Genomic DNA, 24,848 nt, shown 5'->3' on the forward strand with positions numbered 1-24,848 from the left:
AAAAATGCTTACAGACAATGATATAATCATAATTCCGGCAATATGGGATGAAAGGTTTTTCATTTTCCGTGAGAATGGGCAAGAGGTTGAATTTACGATCAAAAATAATATGGTTAGATCGTCTCAACCTTTAACTAAAGAAGAATCAATATTCGTATATGAAAATATTAAATAATGGGTAAAAGATTTATAGACATTTCAAGCTTACCTAAAGCTTGGCGCAAGCTTGAACCAACCTTGAAGCTAACTTGGTTCTACCTTTGGAACAATTGTGACGCTTCCGGTGTTTGGGAGATTGATATGGACCTATTCGAGTTTGAAAATGGTTTCGTATTTGATTTCGAAGCTCTTAAAGAGGAGCTTCCAGATGAACTCGAAAAAAGCGGAGATTTGATTTTATTGAATCAATATATCGCAATTAATTATGTCACTCTAAAGGATAATTATAATCCTCATAAACCAGTTTTTCGTGCAATTTTAAAAAACAACCTCAAGCTTAAACCAAGCTTGAACCAAGGTTACTTTAAGCTTGAAGATGAAGATGAAGATGAAAAAGAAGAAGAATATGAAAAAGGGGGTGTGAGGGAAAAAACAGAAATCAACAAAAATTTCCTGAAAATGACTTGTGAATATTTTTCACAAGTTGGAGAAGAACGGGAAATGAAAGTTTGGTCTTTTCTCAAGTCATTGAAAAATCAAAACAAACTCCAGGAGTTTCAAAAACAAACAAAGGCGTACATCCTGTACAAAACTAAATCAGAAGAAACTACTCATGGTTGGCTTAGCTACCAAGCTGAATGGGAGAACACAAATTGGCACCATAAGCTTTCAAAACTAGGAAGTTCCCTCAAAGAGATGAATAACGAAGTTAAAGAAAAAGTAAAGCAATATGACTAATCCTCAGAAAGCAATAGCAGCCTTGAGAAATCTTGCTGGCACAAAAAGATCAAATCAAAATCATGATGTTTATATTCCTGTGAAACGTGATGTAGCTAAAAACGATTTTAAGCTTACTAAAGCGATGTTTTGGAAATTATGGGAATATCATTCACAAGAGTGTTACGAGATAAACTCAGACAACGAGAAAGTTGTAAAAACCATATTCAGATACTTTTTGAAGCAAGAAGATTTTAACCAATACGGTTTGATCAAAAGTGTTCCCAGTTTAGAAAAAGGGCTTTTGATATATGGGAACTATGGCATAGGCAAATCATTACTTTTCGAAATACTTCACAAAATAGGGAAGGAGCTTGTAACAAAGCGAAACGATGCTTCGCTTTGGTTTAATTGTATAAGCTCCGGGTCATTCATAGATGATTACATGAGAGCTTCCAGAGATAAAGAAAGCACCTTTTCACTTAAACACTATTACAGCGGAAAATTATACATAGATGATTTAGGCTTTGAAAAGAAAGCATTTAATAAAACCGAAGTATTTGCAGAGGTGCTATTCGAGAGAAACAAGAATAAAGCAATCACTTATGTGACAACTAATCACAAACCTTCCGAGATAACCGAACGATACGGTGAACGTATTGGTGATAGGTTACCTGAGATGTTCAATATTATCAAATGGGAAGGTAAAAGCTTTAGAAGATGAAAACATTAGAAGATAGAATAACTTCACTCAGAGCTATAACCTGTTCAGTAATATTCTACATCATTGGATATGCTGTTAAACTTAGTGTATTACTCTCTGGTATTCTACAGGAGATTGTAACTAATGAGTATCTAAAGATAATTACATCATCTTTTACAGGTTTGGCATTAGCTACAGGGTTATTAATCGTATCGGTTAATGAGAGACACAAATCTATCCCTTACATCATAGCAAGTATGGATGCAGTAGCTCTTCTGTTAGTGTTTAAAATATTTGAAGCAAAGGATTGGATGGAAATATCAACCGCCATTTTTATAAGTGTGTTTATGGCATTTGTAGGTTATCATTTGATAGACACTTTTTCGGCCAAATATAGGCAACAGAAAAACAAGCAAAGGTATAGCGACTTGCAGCAAGAGTTAAGCAAGAGAGAGCAGAGGTATAGCGAATTAGAGCAAAAGATTAACGAATTAGAGCAACTAGAGAGCGAAGCGGAAGAAAGGGTTAAAGCAACCACATGCCCTAAGTGCAATCAAAATTTCGGAAGTAAGAATGCTCTAAATGCTCATATTGGAAAATGTAAAGTTGAAAAAATAGAAGTAGAATTTGAAGAATTAAAACAAAAATAAAATATCAACTCTTAAAACCTAAAAGATGAATAAACCAATACTTGAAATTGAAATCATGGAAAAAACCTTTACAAGACAGGAATTAATCAACGCTCAGATGAAACTCAATAAAGAATTTCTATACAATCCTGAAAGTTTTACGGAAATCACACAAGCTGTTGAATGTGCTGAAATTCAAATTGACAATTTAATAATTCGAGTAAAATAAAATAGTAAAAATGAGCGGAATCAATTACGAAATACAAAACCGATTATTACACACTTATAAGCACACATTTAATTACGATGCGTGTATGCGGTTGTATAAAAAATATGAATCAATGGGGTTAAAAGAATTTATAAAGTGTTTAAAAGACCCCACACACTTAGGTGAGATAGGACACCTATCATGTTTTGTGTATTGGGCTAAGAATAAAGAAAAACATTTGTATAGAGATATTTTAGGGGATTGTGGCTTAATACATCTTCTTTTTCATTGTCTAGGTAGTAAACAGCAAGCAGAAATTAACGGTGAATATATCTATAAGCTATTTAAAGAAGATATAAGATTAGTATAGATGTTCTAAGTCTTATTTACTACTGTTGCTTAGTTTCTTCATTATAAATATTATAAACAAAAATTGAATTAAAAAATTTAAGATATAATTTAAATATGGTTTGCCCATTATTACAGGTATTTGATAAGCAATCCAAGTTATTGCAACTACCATTAAGCAAAGAATCACAAATATTGATATTGCGCCAGATAAAACATCTTTTTCGCCATCAATCACATATGATATCGAAAGAAATAACATTGCAATTATTGCAAATAGTAAGGCAGCATTTGAACTTAAAGCCATCCAATAAATAGAACGTATGGGTATTATCGTTTTAGTATTATCATTTCTATTGGTTTCACTTTCATTAGAACTTTTTTGTACAATTGCTTCTTGGATTAAGAATATTTGGGAAAATTTTCGAGATAAATATTCAGAATAATGCTCCTTTTTAAGAACGTCAGATTCCATTCTGACAAGCTCTGAAACGTTTTCAGGAGTATCCTTATAAACTTTTTTTAGAGCGGTGATTTTTTCTAATTGTGATAATTTATTAGAAGTGTGTAGGTCATAGGAAAGATTAAGTGTTAAGTCGACAAAGAGAACAAGAGTAATTGTAATAATAATCTTTGCAGTTTTTACGGCCCATGATTTATCTGTGTCAAATATTAAATCATAAAACTGTTTTATGTAGTCAAACATTGAATTGGTTTAAAGAGTATAGAGTAAAGGTAAATCAAACAATTTAAAACATAAAAATTATGCAACAGAAAAAGAACTTAAATAAAACACTAAACAATTAGAACAATGAAAGAACAACAACAGATAAATAAATTAACCCAGTGTTGGGCAGATGGAGGTGGAGATTGTAATCATGATCTTTGTCCTCAGGTTTTAGAAAATGAACCAGAAACAACAAGTAGAGGATGTCCATTACCTCTTATAGACCATAGAGAAGATTAAAAACCAATACAATGACTAAAGAAGAACAACTGGAAGACAAGAAACGTATTCTAATAGAAAACGAATGTAAATTCAGATACAAGGGTCAGAGATATAGAATTGACTCACCAGAACCAAAATTCTTTCGTGCTGTTCATTTAATTTGTAATGATCAAAGAGAAGAAAAGCAAGCTCACTTAACTGAAGGAAACTACAATTTTGCAAGAGGAAATTATTACTACTTGCAATTTAAGGTTTATATCTGCGGACAACATATGTATCCAATGATCTATTTAGAAGATATTAAGGACATTGAAATAGTTCATAGTTAAAAAATAACTCTCCTCACCGTGGAAAACCACAAGGATAAAAAACAACTCAATCATACCTTTGAATTATGATAAAGTGGTTAAAAAAAATATACGAGTTTCAGAGGTATAAGTACAAGATGAGAAAGCACAGTTTATGTGCATGCAAATCCAAGAAACTACTTACCCCAGATAGCAAACATTGTCTTAACTGTGGACGTAAAATATAATTACCCCATGATTTCTTTAAAATTGGACAGAAAGCCCTCTAGATTTCCTGATGGAGGGTTTTAAAATTTCATTAGCTTTACTTGGGGAAAAATTAAACAGTATTTTATTATGAATCTTGGTTTCAAGGAATCAATAGATGCTCATGTCTTTAAAAAGATATTAGAAATAAAAAGCAAACGCTTAAAAGGATATATTATCATAAATGTTGAGAAAAAAATATGTAGACATCTAAAATCCGATCTAAAAAAGGAAGGCATAATAATCAAAGAAAATAAACTAGATATGATTTCTAACAATCTGATGCAGTATAAATTTGAGTGGGACAGGTAAATGCTAATTTTTGGTATATTTATATTGCAATAAAAAAAGAATAAACAGATGAATGATTTTCAATTCTAATTATATCAGAAAAAGCAAGTATAAAAAATGAAATAAGGAGAAATAAATAGGAAAAGAATAAATAAAAAGATATGAGGGAGAATATTGATAATGTAAAACAATTAATGCCTTTTGTATCTGTAACAAATTCGCCATTGGAGATAAGGACTAATGAAAGATCTGGAATAGAAAGTCGTGTATTAAGGTTTAAATTTAATAATTGTAATGTTAATATTGATTTAAATGAAGAAATTATAGGGGAACTGTTCTTTTCTCTTGTGTATTGGCAAAATAAAGGCTTTGATGTAATTATTCTATTTGAAGCATATAATTCTTCTTTTAAATCTGTGATTATGTTTGATGGATTAGCTGAAGTTTTTAACAAAGAAGTTTTCTTGATAGATAGATTTAATGTACAGAAATGTAATTTTGAACGCCTATATCTTATGGAGCACATTAATTTTATTAATATACATTCCTCTATTATAAAAAAGTTAGACATTTGGCGTAATGTTTCTGATAATATGACTATTAAAGATGTAGAATTTGAAAAACTATTTTTACAATATAATGGTACTTCTGCTATTCAATTTTTAACTAATGTTACTGTCAAAAAAGAAATTCAAATAAAAAATGAAGTTCTGAGTGCTTTAGATATACGGTTTCTGAATTTAAATAAAGCAACTCAAACTAATTTATCGACTTTAAGAAAAATAAAACTAGAATTAGAGCAACGAGGAAATACTTTTGATTTCTTAAATGTATTGGCTTGTGAACAAAAAGTCATTTTTAGAGAACTAATTCAAAATTTCCAGTTTAGTAAATTAGGGGAAATAATTTTATTACTTCTCAATAGAATTTCAAATAATTTTGGGACTAATTGGTTGAGAGGAGTATTCTTCACTATTATGGTAGGGTTGTTAGGGTCTTTAGGGATTTATTATTCTATGTATGATGGGCCATATGTTTCTGACGGAATTTCACCTAAATTTTTAAGTATTCTATTCGGGAACTTCGCCCCACTTTATAGAATCGCTTTTTTGGAAGAAAACCAAGCCGGATTAACTGTGTATCTTATCCATTTTATAACTAAAATATTTGTTTTCTATGGTATATTTCAAACTGTTCAGGCTTTCAGGAAATACAAAAAATGAAGGAAGGTGATATTGTACAACTAGAACCAGATAGTCCAAAGATGACAGTTACAGTAGTAGAAGATAACGGCTACGTGTATTGCTCTTGGACAAATAAACGTGGTGATGAAATGCGTGGTTCTTTCCCAACACATTCATTAAAAAAAACTGTAATGTTAATGAAATACTAAAACTGTTTTTAGTATTCATTTTTTTATTAATTTTATATAAAATTACCTCATTGTCAATGTTCTACGGGATGTTGTTGTGAGGCTTTTTATTTTTTAACGTATTCGAATTATCTATTGTTTTTAGATAATAAATCCCATCCTCTTACATTATAATTACACTTCAATTATAATTGAAAAATATTATTACCAAAGTAACTATATCTAAAATATTCAAGATGTATGATTGCAAGATATTAATGCATGCTTAATAGATGTTATTAAAACTTTTTAATTATGAAAAATTTAACCATCACAATCATTTTACTACTTTTTATTCAAAGTTCATGGGCAAAGGACATAAATTTTAAAGTAGTAAATAAAACAGAACAAAAGATATTGAAATTAGAATATTGGTTTGGTTCTCAATCTGAATCTATGAATCCGGGTCTGATTTATAAATCAAAAGGTTCTATCGATAAGTTAGGTGTTAAAAACCTTATTCTTGACTTTCATAAAAGAAGAAGAAATACCTTGTTAATCAAAGCATATCTAAATGGTGGAGGTTATTTAAAAGATTCTTATACTGTTGATAAAGGTGAAATAACACCCACGTTAGATTTAATCAATATAATGCAAAAAGTACCTGCAGATGAATTTACAAAAGTTAAATCAAAATTTACGGAATTAAAACTTGATTCTAAAAATTTGAAGATTAGCACGCAAACTGGTATCAATTCTTTAATAGGTTCTGTTATTGTTTATGATGAAGATGGAAATGAAATTCATAAAATTGACCCAAAGATTTTAAAAACAAAGATTTCACAAACTTCGTTACCAAATTTAAAGCAAACAATCACAGGGATTTTTTCAAGTGAAACAACCGCTTCGGCTAGTGTCAACCTGCCTATTGTGACTCTTAGTTCTGCTTTTTCGACAGGAGATGTTGCTAACTTTACATGGGAAATAGAGAATGTGGGACAATATAATTGGTCTTCAGAAAATGGATTAAGTTTAGCTCAAATGTTTTTAGCTCTACCTCAAGATACAAAAGACGTTCTTGTTCAGCTTTACAAGGATCGTCCAAAAATTACAATGAGATTTATTGATAAAGCTTTTGTTATTGGTAGACTCAAGATTACGACTAAAAAAAGTAGAAAGGTTAATTCAAAGATTGAATTAAATGCTTCTAATTTTGTTACAGGAAAAGGCAATTATGATTTTATTGATGATTTAACTAGGGATTTTACTGTTAGTGGTGTTATTACTGAGGTAAAAGGATATGAGGCCACTCATCTATTAAGATCCTTGTATTTAAAAGAAGAAGCAAGAGTAAGTAGGGTTTTAGCTAAAGAAGAAAAACAAAGACTAAAAAATGAATATAATTCTTTACTAGAATTATACCCTCAATACTTAAAACAAACAAATAATATTAATACTATGAAAATTGCCATAAGAAATTTATCTTCTGATAAGAATAATGAATTACGATTTGTTAAAAAAGCTCTTAAAGAAGAAAATATTAACCTAAGTCATACGAGTGATTTTGAAATCGTTCGACAGCAACAATAGAATAGTATAATAACATTATTCTAATGATAGGATATGGTATGAATATAAAAATAAGTTTGGTTTAATAGGAATTGGTAGATCAATTTGGAAGAAATTAGCACTTAGGTTTGATTTGTTAACCTACTTCTTGCCACATCCAAACTCCTTTATGATCATTAAAATAATATCGAATATCGTCACATTCAAAGTTTTTGTATCTATCGATTATTCCTGTAAATATTGAGATACTAGCTCTTAAACTTCTTTTCCCAGAATAATCTCCACCAATGCCACGATAAGAATATATTTTATTTTTAAGGTGAGCATAGTAAATTCCATCATTAACCACTTTAATATAGGACAGTCCACAATACGCCCTGTTTATCTTATTTTCGATAAACCCTTTATCAACATCGATGAAATCATTCAATTCTTGCATTGGGAAATTTTCCCAAAAATAGGAAATAATCCATTATTTTTGTGGTTTTAACGTAAAATAATTACGGTTTTAAAATTGATTATTGTATGCTAACTGTATAATCAGTACCTTTGATATTCTACGAGATAAGGTGGCGGCTCGGCCTCAAGAGCAGAGAGATAGGGATTTATCCTATTTAGTTGACTCAATCAATTCCAAATTTATTAAAAGAAGTTAAGAAAGTATGTCATGCTTATATTAAAGCAAGAGACAGGCAAGGCAATTATGCAATTTGTATAAGTTGTCAGAACACTTTTATGGCTGACATCATGCAAGCCGGACATTTCTTCAAGTCTGAGCTTTATTCCTGTGTACGATTTAATGAAAATAATATAAACCTCCAATGCGAGCACTGTAATTGCTTTGAAGAGGGCAATCTATCTATGTATGAACCTAATTTAATCAAGAAGATAGGTTTAGAATCATTCATAGAACTACAGGACACAGTAGATGCATATAAGCGTTCCTTTTTCAAGTGGGATAGATCTTCACTAATAGAGATAATAGAATATTACAAAACGAAATTAAAGGAGGTATGCTAAATAGAAAAGTATCCAAACCATATTTAAAACTAAACAATGAATATAAAAATTGAAAACGGAAAAGTATTCGTAGAAGGGAAAGAAACAACAGATCCTACATTGATTGGACTTGCTGTATTAGATATGGCAGAGAAGAGAGAGGATAAGGTTCTACAAGTGGCTTAATATGTTTGAAATAGGAAACATAGTATATCATATAGCTGATGAACTTCAAGAACCAAGATTGGTAACAGGTATTGTACATAGACCTCACAATGTCATAACTTATTTGGTTAGCCAAAAGGATGGGGAAACAGAATGCTATGCATTAGAATTATCTAGTGAAAAAATAGTGTTTTAAAAATACGATAAATGAAGTTAACAAAGAAGCAAGAATTATTTGCAACGGAATATGTAAAACTAGATGATGCATCTGCAGCTTATAGAAAGGCTTATAATACATCTAAATGGAAAGACAAGAGCGTTAATGAAGCTGCTTCCAGAATGTTAAAAAATATCAAGGTACATGCAAGGGTAAAGGAATTACAGGCAATAGCTGCTGAGATAGCAGAAAAGGAATTTAGGATTGATTCTAAGGAGATTTTAAACCACTTAAACATTTTACGTAAGTCACGTATTGATGAGTATATAAACTTCGTAGAAATCGAGCGAAAAGAGGAAAACCCTAAAACAAAAGAATTAGAGGTCATTGGTGTTGACTTAGAAATGCAGTTCAAGCCTTTTGATCAACTCACAGAAGAACAGTTGATGTGTATTGAGTCTATTAAACAAGGACGTAATGGAATTGAGTTAAAACTTCATGGTAAAGACTGGACTATAGACAAGATAGCCAAACATATAGGCTTCTATGCTGAGCATAATTATCAAAAGAATAATGATTTAACAAAGGAGGAACGAGTAAAACGTATTGCTGAATTAAAAGAAAAGCTGAATAAATAAAGTTGTCTCCACCGTGTGAGTTATGTTGACTCAGCCCTTTGTTTATAGGGATTTCAAAAAATAGGATTATAGAGCATAAAATGAGTTTAAGTGATTCCGAAATACAAGAATTAGAGCAATTGTTGCAAGAACAGGAAATAGACCTCTTAAAAGAAGGTCTTTCGACGTTTGATGACAAAACTAATCCTAATTACGCACATCTTTATGAATCCATAAACAGTCAAGTAATTGACAAGAAAGGGAATCTAATAGAAGGTTATAGTGGTTCAATACTTGAAGGAAGTTCCAGAAGTGGTAAAACATGGAGTTGGATTTTTATAATTATATGGCTTACTACAGTTAAGCATAAAGATGAATCCATTAAAATAAATGTTTATAGAGAGCATTTTGCAGATTTTAAGAAAACTCTTTTTGATGACTTTAAGCGTATTCTTGATTTATTTGGCTTACCTAATAAATTTCATAACGCTGAAAGAGTAGAGAGTTTCAAGATTGGTGAATCTACTATACATTTATTAGGATGTGATAAGTTAAAAGGTAGTGGTCACGGTAGCGGTAGTGATTATGCCATATTCAATGAGATGATGTTTATTGAAAAAAAAACATATCTCCAAGCTGTTAAAAGGTGCAGAAGGTATTGGATAGGGGATTACAATCCTAGTTTTACAGATCATTGGGTATTTAATAGTGTTATTACTAGGCCAGATGTTTCATTTCTTCAAACAACCTTTAAGGACAACCCATTTGTTTCAGCAAAAGAGAAAATTGAAATATTGGTTACGGAACCATATTTACCAGATAGCTATGAAGTAACAGAAGATTCTATTCTCTACAAAGGAAAACCAGTAACAGATAAAAATCAACCGCCTCCACACCCAACCAATATAGAAAACGGAACAGCTGATGAATTTGAATGGTTAGTATACGGGTTAGGTCTAAGAGGAGCTATGAAAGGTGTAATCTTTAATCAATTAACCTGGATAGATGAATTCCCTGACGTTGCACATTTTTACACTAATGATTTTGGTTTTACCGCAGATCCTAATGCACTTATAAAATATGCAGAGGACGAAAAAAATATATGGTTTGAAGTCCTTTCTTATTCTCCTATTGAAACTGTTGAAGATTTAGACGAGTATTTAATAGCAGTAGGTGTTGAAAAGGATCTACCAATAATTTGTGATAGCTCTGATAAATACACCGGAGAAAACAAAGGAACCGTTGAAATGGTGAAAGGACTAGTCGCAAAAGGGTGGGAAGCTTCTAAGGTTAGCAAAACAAAGTCGGTAATGTACTGGATATTATCAATGAAGAAAAAGAAACTTCATTGTGTCAAGAATGAATTCTGGAAGTACGCAAAAAAAGAAAGAGAGAACTACAAATTCAAAGAAATTAACGGAATAATGATCAACCAACCAATTGATAAATACAATCACATTTGGGATGGTGTAAGGTATGGTCATATCGCATATAACTCAGAGACAGAAATATTAGAAACAACAGAATCCATAGCAGATATGGGAATTAATTACTAAGAAATGGAAGAGATAATAAAACTTATAAACTCAGACGTACCAGCAGCATTAAAGTTACTTACTGCAAATTCTAAAGATCAAGGAAGAATAAAAGCTTTAATTGAGGAATACAAGGACATCAAAAGAGAAGAAAGGGAAACACAGATAGGGAAAATACAGAAAGACAAGATAGTTGGAAAAGGTGAAAAAACAACCGTTGTTAAACCGGTTAAAATTCCAATTCCATTTCAAAACAGAATAGTAACGACAGCAACTGCATTTGAAGTAGGTGCTAGTGTCACAATAACACCATCGGAAGTGAATAAACTATCTGAGGAGATAAATATACTTTGGAAAAACAACCGTATTGATTCTAAAATACAGAAACTTAAAATATTACAAAAAAGCGAATTACAATGTGCTTTACTTTTCCATATCAAGGATATTAAACCGGAAAATATATTCAATAGAATTCTTGGTATTAACAATAAGAAGGAAATTAAAGTTAAGGTTCTTGAAAACAAAAACGGTAAAATGACTCCTTACTTTGATTCATTTGGAGACATGAAGTTTTTTGTTTGGGAATTTTCAGATAAAAATGAAGCAGGTAAAGAGGTTAAGAAAGCATTTATATATGATGATAAGAATGTATATGAATGTTCTGATTCTAGTGGTTCTATGAGCTTAGATAATGCTAACATTCACGGTTTTGGTAAAATACCAATAGTTTACCTAGAACAAGATAACCCTGAATGGCATATAGCACAAAATATGATCGATAGATTGGAGGTTGCAATATCAAAACTAGGTAATTCAAATGACTATACTGGACATCCTATTTTGAAAATATATGGAGAAGTAACAGGAGCACCAGGAAAAGATGAGGATGGTAAAGCTTTTCATTTTCCAATGAAAAAAGATCAGGATGGTAAATGGCAGCATGGAGATGTAGAATTCTTAACATATGCTCAAGCTCCTGAGTCAGTAAAGCTTGAAATGGATCGACTGGAAAAATATATATACTCTTTAACTTCTACACCGGACATTTCATTTGACAACATAAAAGGATTAGGCAATGTATCTGGTGTTGCAATAAAGTTAATGTTCTTAGATGCTATTATTAAAGCTAAAATGAATGAGGGGCAGAATAGAACAATCATTGAACGAATAGTCAATGTGTTCATCGCTGGTAATGTCAATACAACTAATGTTAGTTTAAAATCTTTGGCCTCTAAAACCTTTTTCGATGTTGTATTCAACAGCATAATTCCTGATGATTTGAAAAATATCATTGAAACATTGTCTCAAGGAAAAACCGCTGGATTGATTAGCACAAAAACTGGAGTTGAGTTATTGGACCTAACAAATAATTCAGAAGAAGAAATACAAAGAATTAAGGAGAATGAACCTGTTGTAAAACAACAAGTTAAAAACCTTATTTAGAATGATTCTAAATAATAAAATATTTTTATTACATTTGTATTCAAACAATTAACAATATAATCATAGACTATTATGGCTGTAGAGGTACAGAAAATTAAAGATAGAATTAAAGCATTATTTCCTAATGTAAATCTATCACAAGCAAGGATAGACGAGGTATCGGATAGACTAGCTAAATTGCCTAGTGATGATGCTGATGAGGCTGCAATTGATGCAGTGGTAAACAGTGCCAATGCTTTTATGCCTTTTGACGGAATAGCTAAAGAAGACGATAGAGTTCGGAATCTAGAAGCTAAGACGAAAAAGAATGTAGATCCGGTACCGAAACCAACACCATCACAGGCACCAGTAACCCCTCCTAATCCAAATACGGATAATCAGAATGTAAATGAAGATACTCCAGCTTGGGTTAAAGCTTTACTTGATTCAAATAAAGTATTAACTGAAAAGGTTACGGACCTCGAGAAAGGTAAGGTGATTGAAAACAAACTACAACAAGCTACTAAGGTTTTTGAAAATTCGAAGGTGTTAAAAGCTATCAAAAAAGAAGAGATTAAAGAAACGTGGATGAAACGTATCGACTTGGAATCTGAAACTTCATTTGAAGATCAAGTGAAAGGATTAGAAGAAGAGTATAACGATTTGGTTCAGACACATAATGACTCTAAGGATTTTGCAGGTACCCCACCAAATGGCTTTAGCAGTGATGAGGCTACAGATCAAGAGATCGATGATATTGTTATCTAAAAATTAAAAACAAATGCTATTAGATTTAAATAGAGAGAACGAATCTTTCCAAGATGGACCTTGGGAGGTTTCGATTAAGCATTACGTTCATGGAAAAGAAGGTGGCGTTGTGCTTGATGTGACAGGTTTTGCAGATGATTATATCTGTACTGGTCATGGAGTAATTAACGAGGGAGGAGTGTATAAACCACAACCTATTGATGGAACAAAACAAGCTTTACTTGTTGGAGTTGTAAGATCAACTACAAGAAAGGAAAAGCCATCTACCGGAGTAATGACACAAGGAACAATTAATAACAACGCCGTTAAATACCCTTTTAATACAGCTGCTTTAGTAGTATTGAAAGCTAACGGGATTTATAATCAAGTTGACTAATGAAATCAATATTCAAAGACCTTATTAAAAAATATTTTAATAAGGTATCAAAAAAGTATTACGAACTTATTAGTGGTACAAAAGAAGAACCAAAATATATCCATGATCAGGCCTTAACTCCAGAATATTCCGTTGATATGACCTATTCGTCTATCAGTGGAAAATTCACAAGAGTAACTGCAGATGTTGTTTCTTTTGATTCTCCTGTTGCACTAAAATCAAGGGGAAGTATTAAAACAGCAGCTGGAGAGATTCCAAAGCTAGGTTTGAAGTACGTTCTTAATGAGAAGCAAATGAATTCATTGCATATCATGAGTAAATTCCCTGAACGTCTTAAGGAGTTAATTAGAAAGATATTCGAAGACACCAAGGCTTGTATATTAGGTATAAAAGAGTCAGTTGAAGAAGCTTTTCTAATTGGTTTATCATCTGGTGTTACGATTATAAAAGAGGAAAATAATGTTGGTACCGGTATTCGTATCAATTATAATATTCCTGAATCAAACCAATTTGGAGCTTCGGTAAAATGGAGTGACCCAGAAGCTATGCCTATCAATGATATTCGTAGAATTAGAAAAAGAGCAAGAGATAACGGTAGAATTGTAGACACCATTTGGATGGATGAATCTACTTTTTATAACATGGCTAATAATAAACAGGTTAGAGAAATGTGGGCTTTTTCATTGAATTTTGTTGGTGATAAAATACCAACATTAGATGATGATCAATTAATAGGCTACTTGAAAAAGAAGTTAAAGCTTAATGTAATGGTTATTGATAGAACTTTCAATAAAGAGAAAGATGGAAAAATAACCGTAACAAATGGATGGACACCTAATATGGTAGTTTTTACAAACGGAATCAAAGTAGGGTCATTGGTTTATGGGACACTAGCAGAAGAGAATTTCCCTAATGAAGGTGTTTCATATGCTAAACCTAATGACTACATCCTTATTAGTAAATCTGGTACCACAGACCCTGTTAGTGAGAAAACGGCTGGTCAGGCAATTGTTATTCCTGTTTTACAAAACGTAGACTCTATCTTCTATTTGGATACAGAAGAAGCTGTAGAGGATGTTCAAACAGAAGGTGATGCCGTATTTGCTTATAAAGGTTCTAACTATACTTTACAAAGTGTTGTTGATGCTATTAATCTTGCAAATCCAAGCCTTAAAGCAACCATTAACCAAAAAGATACTACTCTTCAAACCAAGATAAACAAGCTTTCAGAAGATGAAGTTGCTGTATTTGAAGATAACATTGTAGCGTCTGTTTAAATAGGATATTATGTATAGTGAGTCGTCAATATTGTCATTAGTGGATAGGATCGGTTTTGGAGATTATCAGTTAATCAATATTGACGACTCTAATATTAGAGGAGCCTCTGGAAGATTGTTTTCTTTTTATCATAAACTAATCACGGTTAATAATCTTTATGAAACCGTAGAGGAGGTGAATATGAGGGACAACGATTTTAATTCATACTTAACTCAGTTAAAAACTGATTCAGTAAAAGCTATTCTAGCTGATATTTTCAATAAAAATAGATTGTATCAAACGGAAGTAGATTATTCGGATATAATCATAAATCAACCTGAGTTATTTGATGACGCTATCGGCTATTCGCTAGCGATAAGTGGAATTCAACAAATGATTTCTACAACGCGAATCAACTCTACTGTTAGAAAAGCAGAAGGAGCGTATCAAGCTATGAAAATAGAATTGGAAGGGTTAAAAGTGGATGGGATTGTTAGATCAGTTGGTATAAAAAGTGATTTAAAAAAATCAATTAGAAATACATCTGATATTATTTTCCCAGACCACATTATTGTTGACTCAAAACAAGTTTGGTGATGAATTATTTAAAAGAAAATCCAGTTGGTATTGATATACAAATTCAAAGACTTCAAATCAAATTATATGAATCATTAAGGTTTGAAGGTATTGATGGTTATGGCCGTGTTTACCTGGAGGATAAAAAAGGAAAAAGAAAACCTTTATACTTTATTAATGGGAATGAATATAAAGAAGTTTTGATTAATGATAGTACTTCTGGCACGTTCTTTTTTATTGAAGATGAAAAATCTAAAATAGAACTTCCTAAATCAGTTACAGAAGTAGATATAATATTCTTGTTAGATCTAAAAAAAATAAAACCTACAATTACCCATAGAGCAGATGAAGAGGTAAGAGTTGATATTCTTAAGGTGTTAAATCGTTGTCGATATTTCGAAGTAGAAGAAATTACAAAAGGAATAAAAGCTTTAAGCGATTTTGATACCAAACTTATAGATATGCAACCTTATCACTTTATAAAAATCAATGGCAAATTAAGATATCAGTTTAACTGTTAAAAAAAATATTATGAGTGTAATAATTAATGAAACATGCGGAGGAGATGACTCTTCTACAAAAAATACAGGAGGTAAGAAGCAGTGTCTTGAAGGAGCTGTTAGAACCTACATTTTATCGAAAAGTAAATTTAAGTTTGATTCTTTAGCCGATGCTAAATCAAATGCGAAATGGGATGAGGCAAAAACAAACAAGGATATCGTAGTTTTTTATGATATTGAAGAACTGGAGCCCAACAATACAGAGAATCAAATCAAAAATGGTAGATATAGTGATTACAAAATTAAAGATGCTATTAAAGGAGTTAATTACACTCATTATTTGTCTACCTGTTCTCACGAAGCAGTAAAGTCTTATGAAAACTCTGACTATAATAGAGTGTTCAGGGTTACTGATAACAATGAGTTATTATGTGAAGTAAACGAAGATGGAAGTGTTCAAGGAGAACCGTTAAAATCATTTATTGTTGGAATTAGAGAAGATGCACCTGCAGATGGAGTTCCAAGTACTAAAGTTCAGCTTAAGTTTGACTCATATCCATTGTCAATTATAAAGCCTGATTTCGATCTTACCGATTATGAAGGTATTTATGATGTGAAATTATCACAAGATTCAGCTACCGCTACTTCTATAAAAGTAAAGGTTTCTTCCGGTTGTTCAGGAACAGAAATTGATTCATTAGAGTCTGATGATTTTATCGTAAGAGATGCTTCAGGAGCTGTACAGACAGTTTCTTTTGTTCCTCCAGTAAATGGAGTCTATGAGTTCACCGGAACTGGATTTGCAAACGGTTTTACTGTTGAAGTTAATGGAGTTGTTGTTCAAACAAATATCATGTATGAAGGTGGTAAACCTCTAGTAATTGCTGCTATCTAATGGGCAGTTATAAAGGAATAGTTTTCGCAAAGGGGTATAACCGCTCCTTTGCGGAATTTAAAGAAGAGTTTGCTTCTACCCACATCTTTAAAGAGATTCCACACAAAAAAAGAGAAGCTGAGTTAAAAATAGCTTATAAGATAGCAGTTAAAGACAATGGCAACATTTCTACAGGCGCAACAAAAAGCAAAAAGACAAACACCTCAGAAGATAAAAAGTGAGCTTTTTAGATTCATAAGGACCTTAGAGAAAGAATTAGCTGATGTAAATGTTAATAGATTACATGATTACAGTCAAGATGTCGATGGTAATCCTATTGGTTTTTATTCCCCAGGTACAGAATCCATAACAAATGGAAGAAAAAAAGAAGGTCAGCCATTTGATTTAAAAGACACAGGGGAATTTTTAGAGAGCTTGTTTTCAGAGGTTCGGAATGATAGTATCTTTTTCGATACTAAAGATGAAAAAAAGAAAGAGGTGCTGATCAACCTGTTAAGTAAAGATATTTTCGGGTTAACTGATGAAGATTTAAGAGAGGTGATAGATTCAAAAATATCACCTTTCTTTTTAAAATACTTAAGAAAAAACTTACATGATATATGATTCTATCGATATAATCCCAGCAAAACTATTTTTCAAGATCCTGCAAACTGGAGATGTTGGTTTATTGAGTGATGAAAATATCGATACTGGAAAACTTAAAAAGGTATGGGAAGAACTGGAGCACCAACATGATCTTACTCTATCAAGTGATGAAGCTAATAAAGCATTAAAAGTTTCAATAAAAATAGAATACTTATCTGCAAAATATAAATCAGTCAACCTTGCAATTAAATGCCTAAGACACGAACCAGATGCCCAGTTGTTTGAAGTATTGAAAAACGCTGGATACCAAATAGAAGAAGGAGTAGAGGTAGATTACGATAAGATCGAGAGGGAAAATAAAGCAATTGAGATAATAATTAGTCGACTACAAAAAAAACTACCTAAACAAGACGATTCAAAAAATAACAGTCTGGATGAGGTGATCATGACATATTGTGTTGTTACTAATATGGGATTCATTGATTCTAATAAGATAACCTTAACTCAATACTACGCATTGATAAATGCAGGAAATCAAAAAATTAAAGCATTAGAAAATGGCAGGGAAGGGTAAAATTACAAGAAAGGAAGTCGTAGAAAATAAAGTACTTACACTTGGTAAGGATTATGCCAAAGGTCTACAACCTGCTATTGATGCTAATAAAAAATGGGTAGAGAGCTTTGAACCTATTAAAAAAGCTGCTTTAGAATACGCTAAACTGGAACAGCAATTCAAAGTTTCAAAAGCTAGAAAAGAATTTCTTCAAATAAAACAACAAGAAGAAGTATTACGAAAAAAAGCTGCCGATGCATTGAAGGCAGAGCAAAATGCGTTGATTTCATTACAAAAAATTCAAACCGAAAAACTAAGACAAGATAAGTTAATTATAGATGTTGAGGCTAAAAAGCAGGCTGCAACAAGAAGAGGTGTTAAATTAACAATAGAAGAAAAGGTAAAAACAGCAGCTCTAAATAAGATAAAAAGAGATCAAGCTAGAGTTACTTTAGGTTTACTAAGCCCGTATCAAAAATTATCAAAAGAATTAGATAAAGCCAGATTAAAGGCTAAAGATATTGGTGTTCAATTTGGGGATACATCAAAACAATTTAAAAAGGCTCAGGTAGAGGTTTTAAAACTTGATTCCAGACTTAAAAAATTGGATGTTGCTTTAGGTCAAAGCCAAAGATTTGTCGGCCAATACGGTTTATCGTTAAAAGGATTAAGAGGTATCTTTCTTAGCCTTACCAGTGCATTAGGGTTTACAGGAGGGTTGTTTGCTTTTGTAACCGTAATGCGAAATAGCTTTAGCATTATTCGGGGATTTAGCAAAGAGATGGCTAATCTTAGAGCGATCACTAAAAGTAATGGTAAAGAATTTGAGGTATTAGCGAAGCAGCTTGGTGAGACAACTGTTTTCACAGCAAGTGAAGCAGCTAAAGCGATGAGTCTTTTAGGAATGGCCGGATTCAATGTCAATCAGATTTTAAAAGCGACTCCTGAAGTTTTAGATTTAGCAGCAGCAGGAGGAATTGGTTTAGCAGAAGCAGCAGATATCGCTTCTAATGTTCTTTCAGGGTTTGGTTTACAAGCAGAACAAACAGGAATGGTGGTAGATGTGTTAGCGAAAACAGCAACAAGTACAAATACCACAATATTAACGCTTGGTGAATCTTTCAAAGAAATTGCACCTACCGCCAATAATCTAAAAATACCAATTCAAGAAGTAGCAGCTGCTGTGGGGCTTTTGGGTAACTCTGGGATAAAAGGAACAGACGCCACTACATCACTAAATACTGCTTTGAATAGGCTGGCTGCTCCTACCAAGAAGATGAAAAAGAAAATGCGAGAATTGAATGTAGAATTCTTTGACGCAAATGGTCAGTTTATCGGTATCACTAATACTGTTAAGCTTTTAAATGAAAGATTTGTAGGATTAACTGATAGGCAAAAAGCAGCAGCGGTTTCAATAATATTCGGTAATCGTGTAAACAAACAAATGACTTCTTTGATTAATGGTCAAACTACAGCTTTGATCAACAATGAAGAGGTAATCCTTAAAGGGTCTGAGGCTTTAGAGCACCTAACAGGTGAGTATTACAATGCATCTGATGCAGCTAAAGAAATGGCAGATACTCAATTAGATTCTTTGGATGGAGCATTAAGATTATTATCCTCTGCTTGGGAAGGGTACATATTGGGTGTTGATGACTCAACTAACGCAAGTAGTATTCTAAAAGATGGAATTAAATTTTTAGCTCAGAATTTAGAAAAGATTATCAATACAATTGCACTTGCTACTGGAGTATGGATAGCTTATAAAGGAATCACAGTGGCGGTGGGGTTAGCTAAGAAAATAGCAACCGCATATACAGTTGCTTATCGGATATCTGTTGTAGCTCTTAATAAGGGATTGTTAAGCGCAATAAGATCTATGAAGGTTTTTAGAGTTGCTTTAATTAATACTGGTATCGGTGCAGCTATTATAGCAATAACAGCGTTGATTGTTGCTTTTAGAAACATGAACGTCCAGAGAACTATAGCTGAAAAAAAACAAAGATTATTGAATAATGCCAGAAAAGAAGCTGCAAAATCAGTTGCGAAGGAAAAAGCAGGGTTAGATACTTTGATTAAAACCGCAAAAAATGAAAATCTATCTAAAGAACAGAGGCTAGACGCTATAAAAAAACTTAATAAAATCAGTCCTGAATACCTAGGTAACATTACTCTTGAGAACATTAATACAGATGAAACCACTAATGCAATTAAAAGATACATCGAGGAATTAGATAGGAAAGCATTGTCACAAGCATTGCAAAGCAAAAAAGCGGAGCTGTATGCTAAATTGATTGATTCAGAAAAAAGCTCTTTAGAAGATAATGTAAAGTGGTATGAGACATTAGGTAATGCGGTATTGTCAGCAGGGAATACATATGAAACTGCTACTCGAAGTGTAGAGACTGGACTTAAGAACAGAAATAAGGAAGTTGCAAGTATAAAAGAGGAAATAGAAGCTTTAAACTCATTAATTAAAAAGAAAAGTGAAGCTGGGGAGATTGATACATCAGGTAATTTTTCACCAGATGAAGTTAAATTTAATGAAGGCGATGAAAAAGATAAAAATGCAGAGAAGAGTGCAAAGAAAAGAGTTGAACTTGAAAAGAAATTAGCAAAAGACGCAATTTCATTAGCCAAGTTCGTAGTTCAACAAAGAATTAAGTTTCAAAAGGAGATATTCAATAACGAAGAGAAGACATTCGAAGAAAGAGAAGATGCATTAAAAGAGTTTACTTCTTTAGAATTAGAGTTAGCTATACTTTCTGCAAAAGGGAAATTCGATATAGCTAAAGGTTTTTCTGATAAAGAAATAGAATCTTTATTATCCAAAAGTAAAGTTTCTAAAAACACACTTAAAAAAGTTACAGATGAAGAACTTTTAATTATTGCCGAATATCAAGCTAAGAAAAAACAAATAGAAAAGGGTAAGGAAAATAACACTGATACTCTTGATCTTCAGAAAATAAAAAAAGAAGCCGATCTAAAAGTAAAGCAAAAACAAAAACAACTTAATGATGAACTTAGGCTAGAGAATGAAGCTTTCAATAAAAGAGAGGGAATTTATTCAGGTGTTGAAGATGCGGTAGAAAGAAGGGAGAAGAGGATAGCTGAGATAAAGAAAAGATATGCATTAGAAGCTCTTAATACACAAGTTAAAGCTGTTGAGCAGTTATTAGCAAATGAAGAATTAAGCGCAAGCAAAAGAGCTGAATACGAAAGGCAGCTTTCCGAAATAAAACTTAAAATTTCAAACCTTACTACCGAACATTTCATAGAAAATGATTCACAGGAAGTTTTAAGTACTCAAGAAAAAGCAGAACAGATTGGAGATATTTCATCTCAACTAGCTGCTTCGTTAGGAGATCTTGCTAATTCAATATTTGAAGCTAGAATACAAAAGATTGATGATGAAATAGCTAAGAATGATGAGAAATTTGAGAAGCTTTTAGAGAATGAAAATCTTTCTGAAGAGAAGAGAAAAGCTTTAGAGAAAAAGAAAGAGAAAGAGCGAGAGGCTTTAGAGAAAAAGAAAAGAAAGGAACAACGAAAACAAGCTAAATTAAACAAAGCATTAGCAATTGCAGATGTTGCTATAGCTACTGCTTTAGGGATTATGCAAGCTTATGCACAAATGGGGCCAATAGCAGGAAGTGTTGGAGCTGCTTTAGTAGGTGTAATAGGAGCCATACAGATAGCTGCAATTATAGCTAAACCAATTCCGCAATATGCAAAGGGAACGGAATATCACCCTGGTGGATTTGCATTAGTTGGTGAGGAACGAGCCGAAGTTATTGCAGAGCCTAATAAAGCACCTTATGTAGTTGATTCTCCTTCTATTTTGGATTTACCAGAAGGTACTAGGGTTACTCCAAGTCTTTCTGAATACGAAAGATTATTTAAAGCATCCATACTGACGAGTATTGATGTTGAAAAACGAAAATTGGATGATTTTCAATCTAAGCAGTCTTTTAATTCTCATAATAGAGAACTGATTATGGAGATGCAACTAACAAGAAAGGCGATAGAAAAAAATAAAACAAATGTTACTGTACATCAGCCTAGACCAGTTGATTTCGAACACGAATTATTTAAACTTAAAAATACAGACTGGAGTGCATAATGGGACTAATTAATCCAACATATCACGATAGAGTTAAATACACTCTAAGTCATAAAGAACATGGCTCTTTAGTAATAACCGAGCCGATCGGATGGCGAAGCGATGAAAAAGAATATGCCCGTAACAAAAAGTACCATGGAATATTCGCTAAATTTTCTAATAGCTTAAAATTCATAGCAGATGGAGCAGAGTTTATAAAATTGATTAAAGATGTATATGACATTAATGCTGAGATAAGATTGACTAGAGATGAAAAACACCCACATACGGATGAATGGATTCGATCTTATGATGGTGTATTAGATTTATCAACCTATGTTTTAGAAAATAGACAAGTATCCGTAAAATTCAATTCTGAGGGACTAGAAAAACTATTAAAATCAAGAGAATCTGAAAAAGTAGAAATAGAACGGTTGGATACTCTTGACGGAAATTCTTTATCACCTCTTACAACCAAAAAAGTTGTATTCGATGGTAGACGAATATTTTTAGAATCTACCTATGATATAAAAGATAGTGACAATAGCTCATATCTATATAACCAGACAAATGGTAATACAAGAGGATCAACAGTTAGTGTTCCTTTAAATCTAGCGTATAAATCACATGATAGTGCTGTCTCAGCTGTAGCAAATACTTCAATTGGAGATAACTCTCATGAAAGAAATGCATCTGGTGATATCGGATTAATGTTTTTTATTAACTCTGACAAAAATCGGACGTTAAAAATAAAATTTCATATTTCATTTACCGTAAAGGTTCTAAACTATGATGACATTAATTGGTCAATGTACCGGTTACGGTTAGCTACATATAATAATGGTTCTGATTTTGCATACAAAAACACAATAAATTTATTTGAAACACGTGATATCAATACTCTCAATAACAAAACCTTAAATTTTTCATTTGATCAAACAATCAACCTACTGGAAGGAGAAAGCTTATCGTTGCAATTCACGCAATTAATGGATGGTAGAAATGGGCATAGTGCTCATTTTGAAACCGATATGCAAAACATTGTTTGTGATATGGTAATAGAAGAAGATAGTGATTTTGTTCAAACAACTTCTAAAACAATTTTAGCTCATGAATTGGGAGATAGATTATTGACAATAGCTACTGGCAAAAAAAATAGCTTTTATTCTGATGCGTTAGGCAGAACAGATATTGGCTATAACACTGATGGTATTGCTTCATTGACAGGTTTTACTCATGGATTCTGGATAAGAGGATTTGATAAATTACCAGAAAGCGATAAAAATAAATACAAGGGATTCACTACTTCATTCAAGGACTATATGGAGTCTTTAACCGCAGTTTGGAATATGGGGTTAGGAATTGAAAGAATTGGATTCAAAGAAAGGGCCAGAGTTGAAAAAAAGGAGTACTTCTATAACAACAATGTTACGATTAAATTACCCAATCAAGTTAAAAAAGTAAAGAGAAGTGTAGCAAAAGAGTACTACTATTCGGGTCTTGAATTTGGTTATGTCAAAGGAGGTGAGTATGAAGAAGCTATGGGGCTTGATGAATATAACGCTACATCAACATTTACAACTTCAATAACCAGGCTAAAAAAGATTTTCAGAATGGTTAGCGTTTACAGGTCTGACCCTTATGGAATTGAATTTACAAGAAGAAAGCCTAAGTCGGAGTTTCCAACCGAAGATAATAGATCAGATAAAGACATTTTTATGTTGGACCTAAAACGATGGCAGGGTAACACTTTTAGACAAAGAAAATGGGAAGATGATTTCGAAAAAAAACCTACAGGCATATTTAGTCCTGAAACTGCTACAAATTTACGTTTTTCTCCATTTAATGTTATGCTTCGACATGGCTGGGTAATTGCTTCAGGATTGACTAAATATATTAATGACTATGTTCGATATGGAAGTTCAACAGCGAATAGCGGTCTAAAAACAAAACTAAGAGGTGGAAATGAATATGCTGAAAATAAAAATATTAAAAATTCTCAATTACCAAGACCTAGATATCTGCCTGAATGGATTGAATTTGAACATATAGTTGACTTTGAAGTAATGCAGCAAATTGAAGGAACAACCAATATTTTAGGAAAAACAATACCAAATGTTAATGGATTAGTTGAATTTGTTAATGAAGATAATGAAATAGAAAAAGGATTTTTATTCAATGTTAAACCAAATGGTTCTGGTAAATGGAAACTTTTAAAAGCGAATAGATAATGACGTACTCGGAGATAAAGATAACATTCAATCAAGATATGCCAATTAATGGAATAGCTAGGATAAACTATTCTATTGGTACATCTACCGCACAGATTTTAGAGACTTGGAAAACTAGTCGTAGCAAGTCGAAAGAAGTGACCGTTGGAACTCCTACAGGAATTGTAGGAGAAAGAAGCGCAATTAATTTTTTACAGGCTTTTAATTTGGATTATAATTCATCGAACATATTTGAGGTTGTAAGAATTTCTAATATAGTGATCATTAAATCGATAAACCCTAACCTTAAGTTTAATGATGGACAGGCGTTTATTGAGTCTGGCCATTCAACAGCTTCTATAAGTACATTCTTTTCTGGACCATGTTCAAAAACTTATATAATTACCATTGACGGAATGCCGGATGAAGATGTTACATATGATTTGATGTTCCTTCCAGATGTTGGCAGGACTGAATTAGGGAAAGCAGTCAAGTTGAATTCAGCTGGACAAAAACAAATATGGATAGATGTTGGATCTGGTCCATCTGCCCAAGCAACAGGAACGGATTCTTTTGAATTAACATTAATCAATACTTCGGCTACACCTAAGAAGGTGAGCGGAAATATTGGGTTCTCTAATTGTGAAGTATAA

General features: G+C 32.3%; 30 protein-coding genes. 28 read left to right on the forward strand and 2 right to left on the reverse strand.

Annotated elements, in window-relative coordinates:
• Positions 1-4: 4 nt before the first annotated feature.
• The 6 genes from AAFU52_RS19565 to AAFU52_RS19590 all read left to right on the forward strand — a co-directional run bounded on the left by AAFU52_RS19565 (position 5) and on the right by AAFU52_RS19590 (position 2,786).
• On the forward strand, positions 5-175 hold the full coding sequence (locus AAFU52_RS19565) for a hypothetical protein (protein WP_438423229.1): 171 nt from the start codon (positions 5-7) through the stop codon (positions 173-175).
• Positions 175-897, forward strand: coding sequence for a hypothetical protein (locus AAFU52_RS19570; RefSeq protein ID WP_438423230.1), 723 nt, complete (start codon positions 175-177; stop codon positions 895-897). The genes AAFU52_RS19565 and AAFU52_RS19570 overlap by 1 nt, the downstream gene beginning before the upstream one ends.
• Positions 890-1,600: a DnaA ATPase domain-containing protein gene (locus tag AAFU52_RS19575; RefSeq protein ID WP_438423231.1), complete on the forward strand. Its 711-nt coding sequence runs from the start codon at positions 890-892 to the stop codon at positions 1,598-1,600. The genes AAFU52_RS19570 and AAFU52_RS19575 overlap by 8 nt, the downstream gene beginning before the upstream one ends.
• Positions 1,597-2,229 carry a hypothetical protein gene (locus AAFU52_RS19580; RefSeq protein WP_438423232.1) on the forward strand — a complete coding sequence of 211 codons (633 nt, stop codon included), beginning with the start codon at positions 1,597-1,599 and terminating at the stop codon, positions 2,227-2,229. Before AAFU52_RS19575 ends, AAFU52_RS19580 begins: the two co-directional genes overlap by 4 nt.
• 25 nt (positions 2,230-2,254) lie before the next feature.
• Entirely contained in the window at positions 2,255-2,437 is a 183-nt protein-coding gene (locus AAFU52_RS19585; protein WP_438423233.1) for a hypothetical protein, read from the forward strand.
• 112 nt (positions 2,438-2,549) lie between these two features.
• Positions 2,550-2,786 (forward strand): hypothetical protein, encoded by a 237-nt coding sequence (locus AAFU52_RS19590; RefSeq protein ID WP_438423234.1) that lies wholly within the window; start codon positions 2,550-2,552, stop codon positions 2,784-2,786.
• A gap of 12 nt (positions 2,787-2,798) precedes the next feature.
• On the opposite strand, the gene AAFU52_RS19595 is transcribed toward AAFU52_RS19590, so the two are convergent.
• Complete coding sequence (locus AAFU52_RS19595) at positions 2,799-3,470, reverse strand: hypothetical protein (protein WP_438423235.1); 672 nt, start codon at positions 3,468-3,470, stop codon at positions 2,799-2,801.
• Between the two features lie 105 nt (positions 3,471-3,575).
• Between AAFU52_RS19595 and AAFU52_RS19600 the strand changes: the two genes are divergently transcribed.
• The 5 genes from AAFU52_RS19600 (at position 3,576) to AAFU52_RS19620 (ending at position 7,499) form a co-directional block, all read left to right on the forward strand.
• Positions 3,576-3,731, forward strand: coding sequence for a hypothetical protein (locus AAFU52_RS19600; protein ID WP_438423237.1), 156 nt, complete (start codon positions 3,576-3,578; stop codon positions 3,729-3,731).
• 11 nt (positions 3,732-3,742) lie between these two features.
• Positions 3,743-4,042, forward strand: coding sequence for a hypothetical protein (locus AAFU52_RS19605; protein ID WP_438423239.1), 300 nt, complete (start codon positions 3,743-3,745; stop codon positions 4,040-4,042).
• Positions 4,043-4,719: 677 nt separating this feature from the next.
• On the forward strand, positions 4,720-5,781 hold the full coding sequence (locus tag AAFU52_RS19610; protein ID WP_438423240.1) for a hypothetical protein: 1,062 nt from the start codon (positions 4,720-4,722) through the stop codon (positions 5,779-5,781).
• On the forward strand, positions 5,778-5,951 hold the full coding sequence (locus AAFU52_RS19615; protein ID WP_438423241.1) for a DUF2158 domain-containing protein: 174 nt from the start codon (positions 5,778-5,780) through the stop codon (positions 5,949-5,951). Before AAFU52_RS19610 ends, AAFU52_RS19615 begins: the two co-directional genes overlap by 4 nt.
• A 273-nt stretch (positions 5,952-6,224) precedes the next feature.
• On the forward strand, positions 6,225-7,499 hold the full coding sequence (locus AAFU52_RS19620) for a hypothetical protein (RefSeq protein ID WP_438423242.1): 1,275 nt from the start codon (positions 6,225-6,227) through the stop codon (positions 7,497-7,499).
• A gap of 115 nt (positions 7,500-7,614) precedes the next feature.
• Here the strand turns inward: AAFU52_RS19620 and AAFU52_RS19625 are convergent, their stop codons facing one another.
• Positions 7,615-7,917, reverse strand: a complete 303-nt coding sequence (locus AAFU52_RS19625; RefSeq protein WP_438423243.1) for a hypothetical protein — start codon at positions 7,915-7,917, stop codon at positions 7,615-7,617.
• A gap of 179 nt (positions 7,918-8,096) precedes the next feature.
• Here AAFU52_RS19625 and AAFU52_RS19630 point away from each other — a divergent pair, with 179 nt between their 5' ends.
• From AAFU52_RS19630 to AAFU52_RS19710, 17 genes are all read left to right on the forward strand, one after another.
• Positions 8,097-8,498 (forward strand): recombination protein NinG, encoded by a 402-nt coding sequence (locus AAFU52_RS19630; protein WP_438423244.1) that lies wholly within the window; start codon positions 8,097-8,099, stop codon positions 8,496-8,498.
• A gap of 36 nt (positions 8,499-8,534) precedes the next feature.
• Positions 8,535-8,663, forward strand: coding sequence for a hypothetical protein (locus AAFU52_RS19635; RefSeq protein WP_438423245.1), 129 nt, complete (start codon positions 8,535-8,537; stop codon positions 8,661-8,663).
• Position 8,664: 1 nt separating this feature from the next.
• Positions 8,665-8,838 (forward strand): hypothetical protein, encoded by a 174-nt coding sequence (locus AAFU52_RS19640; protein WP_438423246.1) that lies wholly within the window; start codon positions 8,665-8,667, stop codon positions 8,836-8,838.
• An 11-nt stretch (positions 8,839-8,849) separates the two neighbouring features.
• A complete protein-coding gene (locus tag AAFU52_RS19645; protein ID WP_438423247.1) occupies positions 8,850-9,437 on the forward strand; it encodes a terminase small subunit in 588 nt (195 codons plus the stop codon).
• Positions 9,438-9,517: 80 nt separating this feature from the next.
• Positions 9,518-10,972, forward strand: coding sequence for a phage terminase large subunit (locus AAFU52_RS19650; RefSeq protein ID WP_438423248.1), 1,455 nt, complete (start codon positions 9,518-9,520; stop codon positions 10,970-10,972).
• Between the two features lie 3 nt (positions 10,973-10,975).
• Positions 10,976-12,394, forward strand: coding sequence for a phage portal protein (locus AAFU52_RS19655; RefSeq protein ID WP_438423250.1), 1,419 nt, complete (start codon positions 10,976-10,978; stop codon positions 12,392-12,394).
• A gap of 72 nt (positions 12,395-12,466) precedes the next feature.
• A complete protein-coding gene (locus AAFU52_RS19660) occupies positions 12,467-13,141 on the forward strand; it encodes a hypothetical protein (RefSeq protein ID WP_438423252.1) in 675 nt (224 codons plus the stop codon).
• A gap of 13 nt (positions 13,142-13,154) precedes the next feature.
• Entirely contained in the window at positions 13,155-13,517 is a 363-nt protein-coding gene (locus tag AAFU52_RS19665; RefSeq protein ID WP_438423254.1) for a hypothetical protein, read from the forward strand.
• Positions 13,517-14,794 carry a major capsid protein gene (locus tag AAFU52_RS19670; protein WP_438423257.1) on the forward strand — a complete coding sequence of 426 codons (1,278 nt, stop codon included), beginning with the start codon at positions 13,517-13,519 and terminating at the stop codon, positions 14,792-14,794. The genes AAFU52_RS19665 and AAFU52_RS19670 overlap by 1 nt, the downstream gene beginning before the upstream one ends.
• Positions 14,795-14,804: 10 nt before the next feature.
• Positions 14,805-15,371 (forward strand): hypothetical protein, encoded by a 567-nt coding sequence (locus AAFU52_RS19675; protein WP_438423258.1) that lies wholly within the window; start codon positions 14,805-14,807, stop codon positions 15,369-15,371.
• On the forward strand, positions 15,371-15,871 hold the full coding sequence (locus tag AAFU52_RS19680; protein WP_438423259.1) for a hypothetical protein: 501 nt from the start codon (positions 15,371-15,373) through the stop codon (positions 15,869-15,871). Before AAFU52_RS19675 ends, AAFU52_RS19680 begins: the two co-directional genes overlap by 1 nt.
• A gap of 10 nt (positions 15,872-15,881) precedes the next feature.
• The gene (locus AAFU52_RS19685) at positions 15,882-16,745 is read left to right on the forward strand and encodes a hypothetical protein (protein WP_438423260.1); all 864 of its coding nucleotides are present in this window, start codon (positions 15,882-15,884) and stop codon (positions 16,743-16,745) included.
• A gap of 156 nt (positions 16,746-16,901) precedes the next feature.
• Entirely contained in the window at positions 16,902-17,348 is a 447-nt protein-coding gene (locus AAFU52_RS19690; RefSeq protein ID WP_438423261.1) for a hypothetical protein, read from the forward strand.
• Positions 17,338-17,904 (forward strand): hypothetical protein, encoded by a 567-nt coding sequence (locus AAFU52_RS19695; RefSeq protein ID WP_438423262.1) that lies wholly within the window; start codon positions 17,338-17,340, stop codon positions 17,902-17,904. The genes AAFU52_RS19690 and AAFU52_RS19695 overlap by 11 nt, the downstream gene beginning before the upstream one ends.
• Positions 17,888-22,006 (forward strand): phage tail tape measure protein, encoded by a 4,119-nt coding sequence (locus tag AAFU52_RS19700; protein WP_438423263.1) that lies wholly within the window; start codon positions 17,888-17,890, stop codon positions 22,004-22,006. Before AAFU52_RS19695 ends, AAFU52_RS19700 begins: the two co-directional genes overlap by 17 nt.
• Positions 22,006-24,216, forward strand: a complete 2,211-nt coding sequence (locus AAFU52_RS19705) for a hypothetical protein (protein WP_438423264.1) — start codon at positions 22,006-22,008, stop codon at positions 24,214-24,216. Before AAFU52_RS19700 ends, AAFU52_RS19705 begins: the two co-directional genes overlap by 1 nt.
• Positions 24,216-24,848, forward strand: coding sequence for a hypothetical protein (locus AAFU52_RS19710; RefSeq protein WP_438423265.1), 633 nt, complete (start codon positions 24,216-24,218; stop codon positions 24,846-24,848). The genes AAFU52_RS19705 and AAFU52_RS19710 overlap by 1 nt, the downstream gene beginning before the upstream one ends.

The sequence above is a fragment of the Aquimarina macrocephali genome, from assembly GCF_051627225.1.
In the GTDB taxonomy this organism is placed as follows: Bacteria; Bacteroidota; Bacteroidia; order Flavobacteriales; family Flavobacteriaceae; genus Aquimarina; species Aquimarina macrocephali.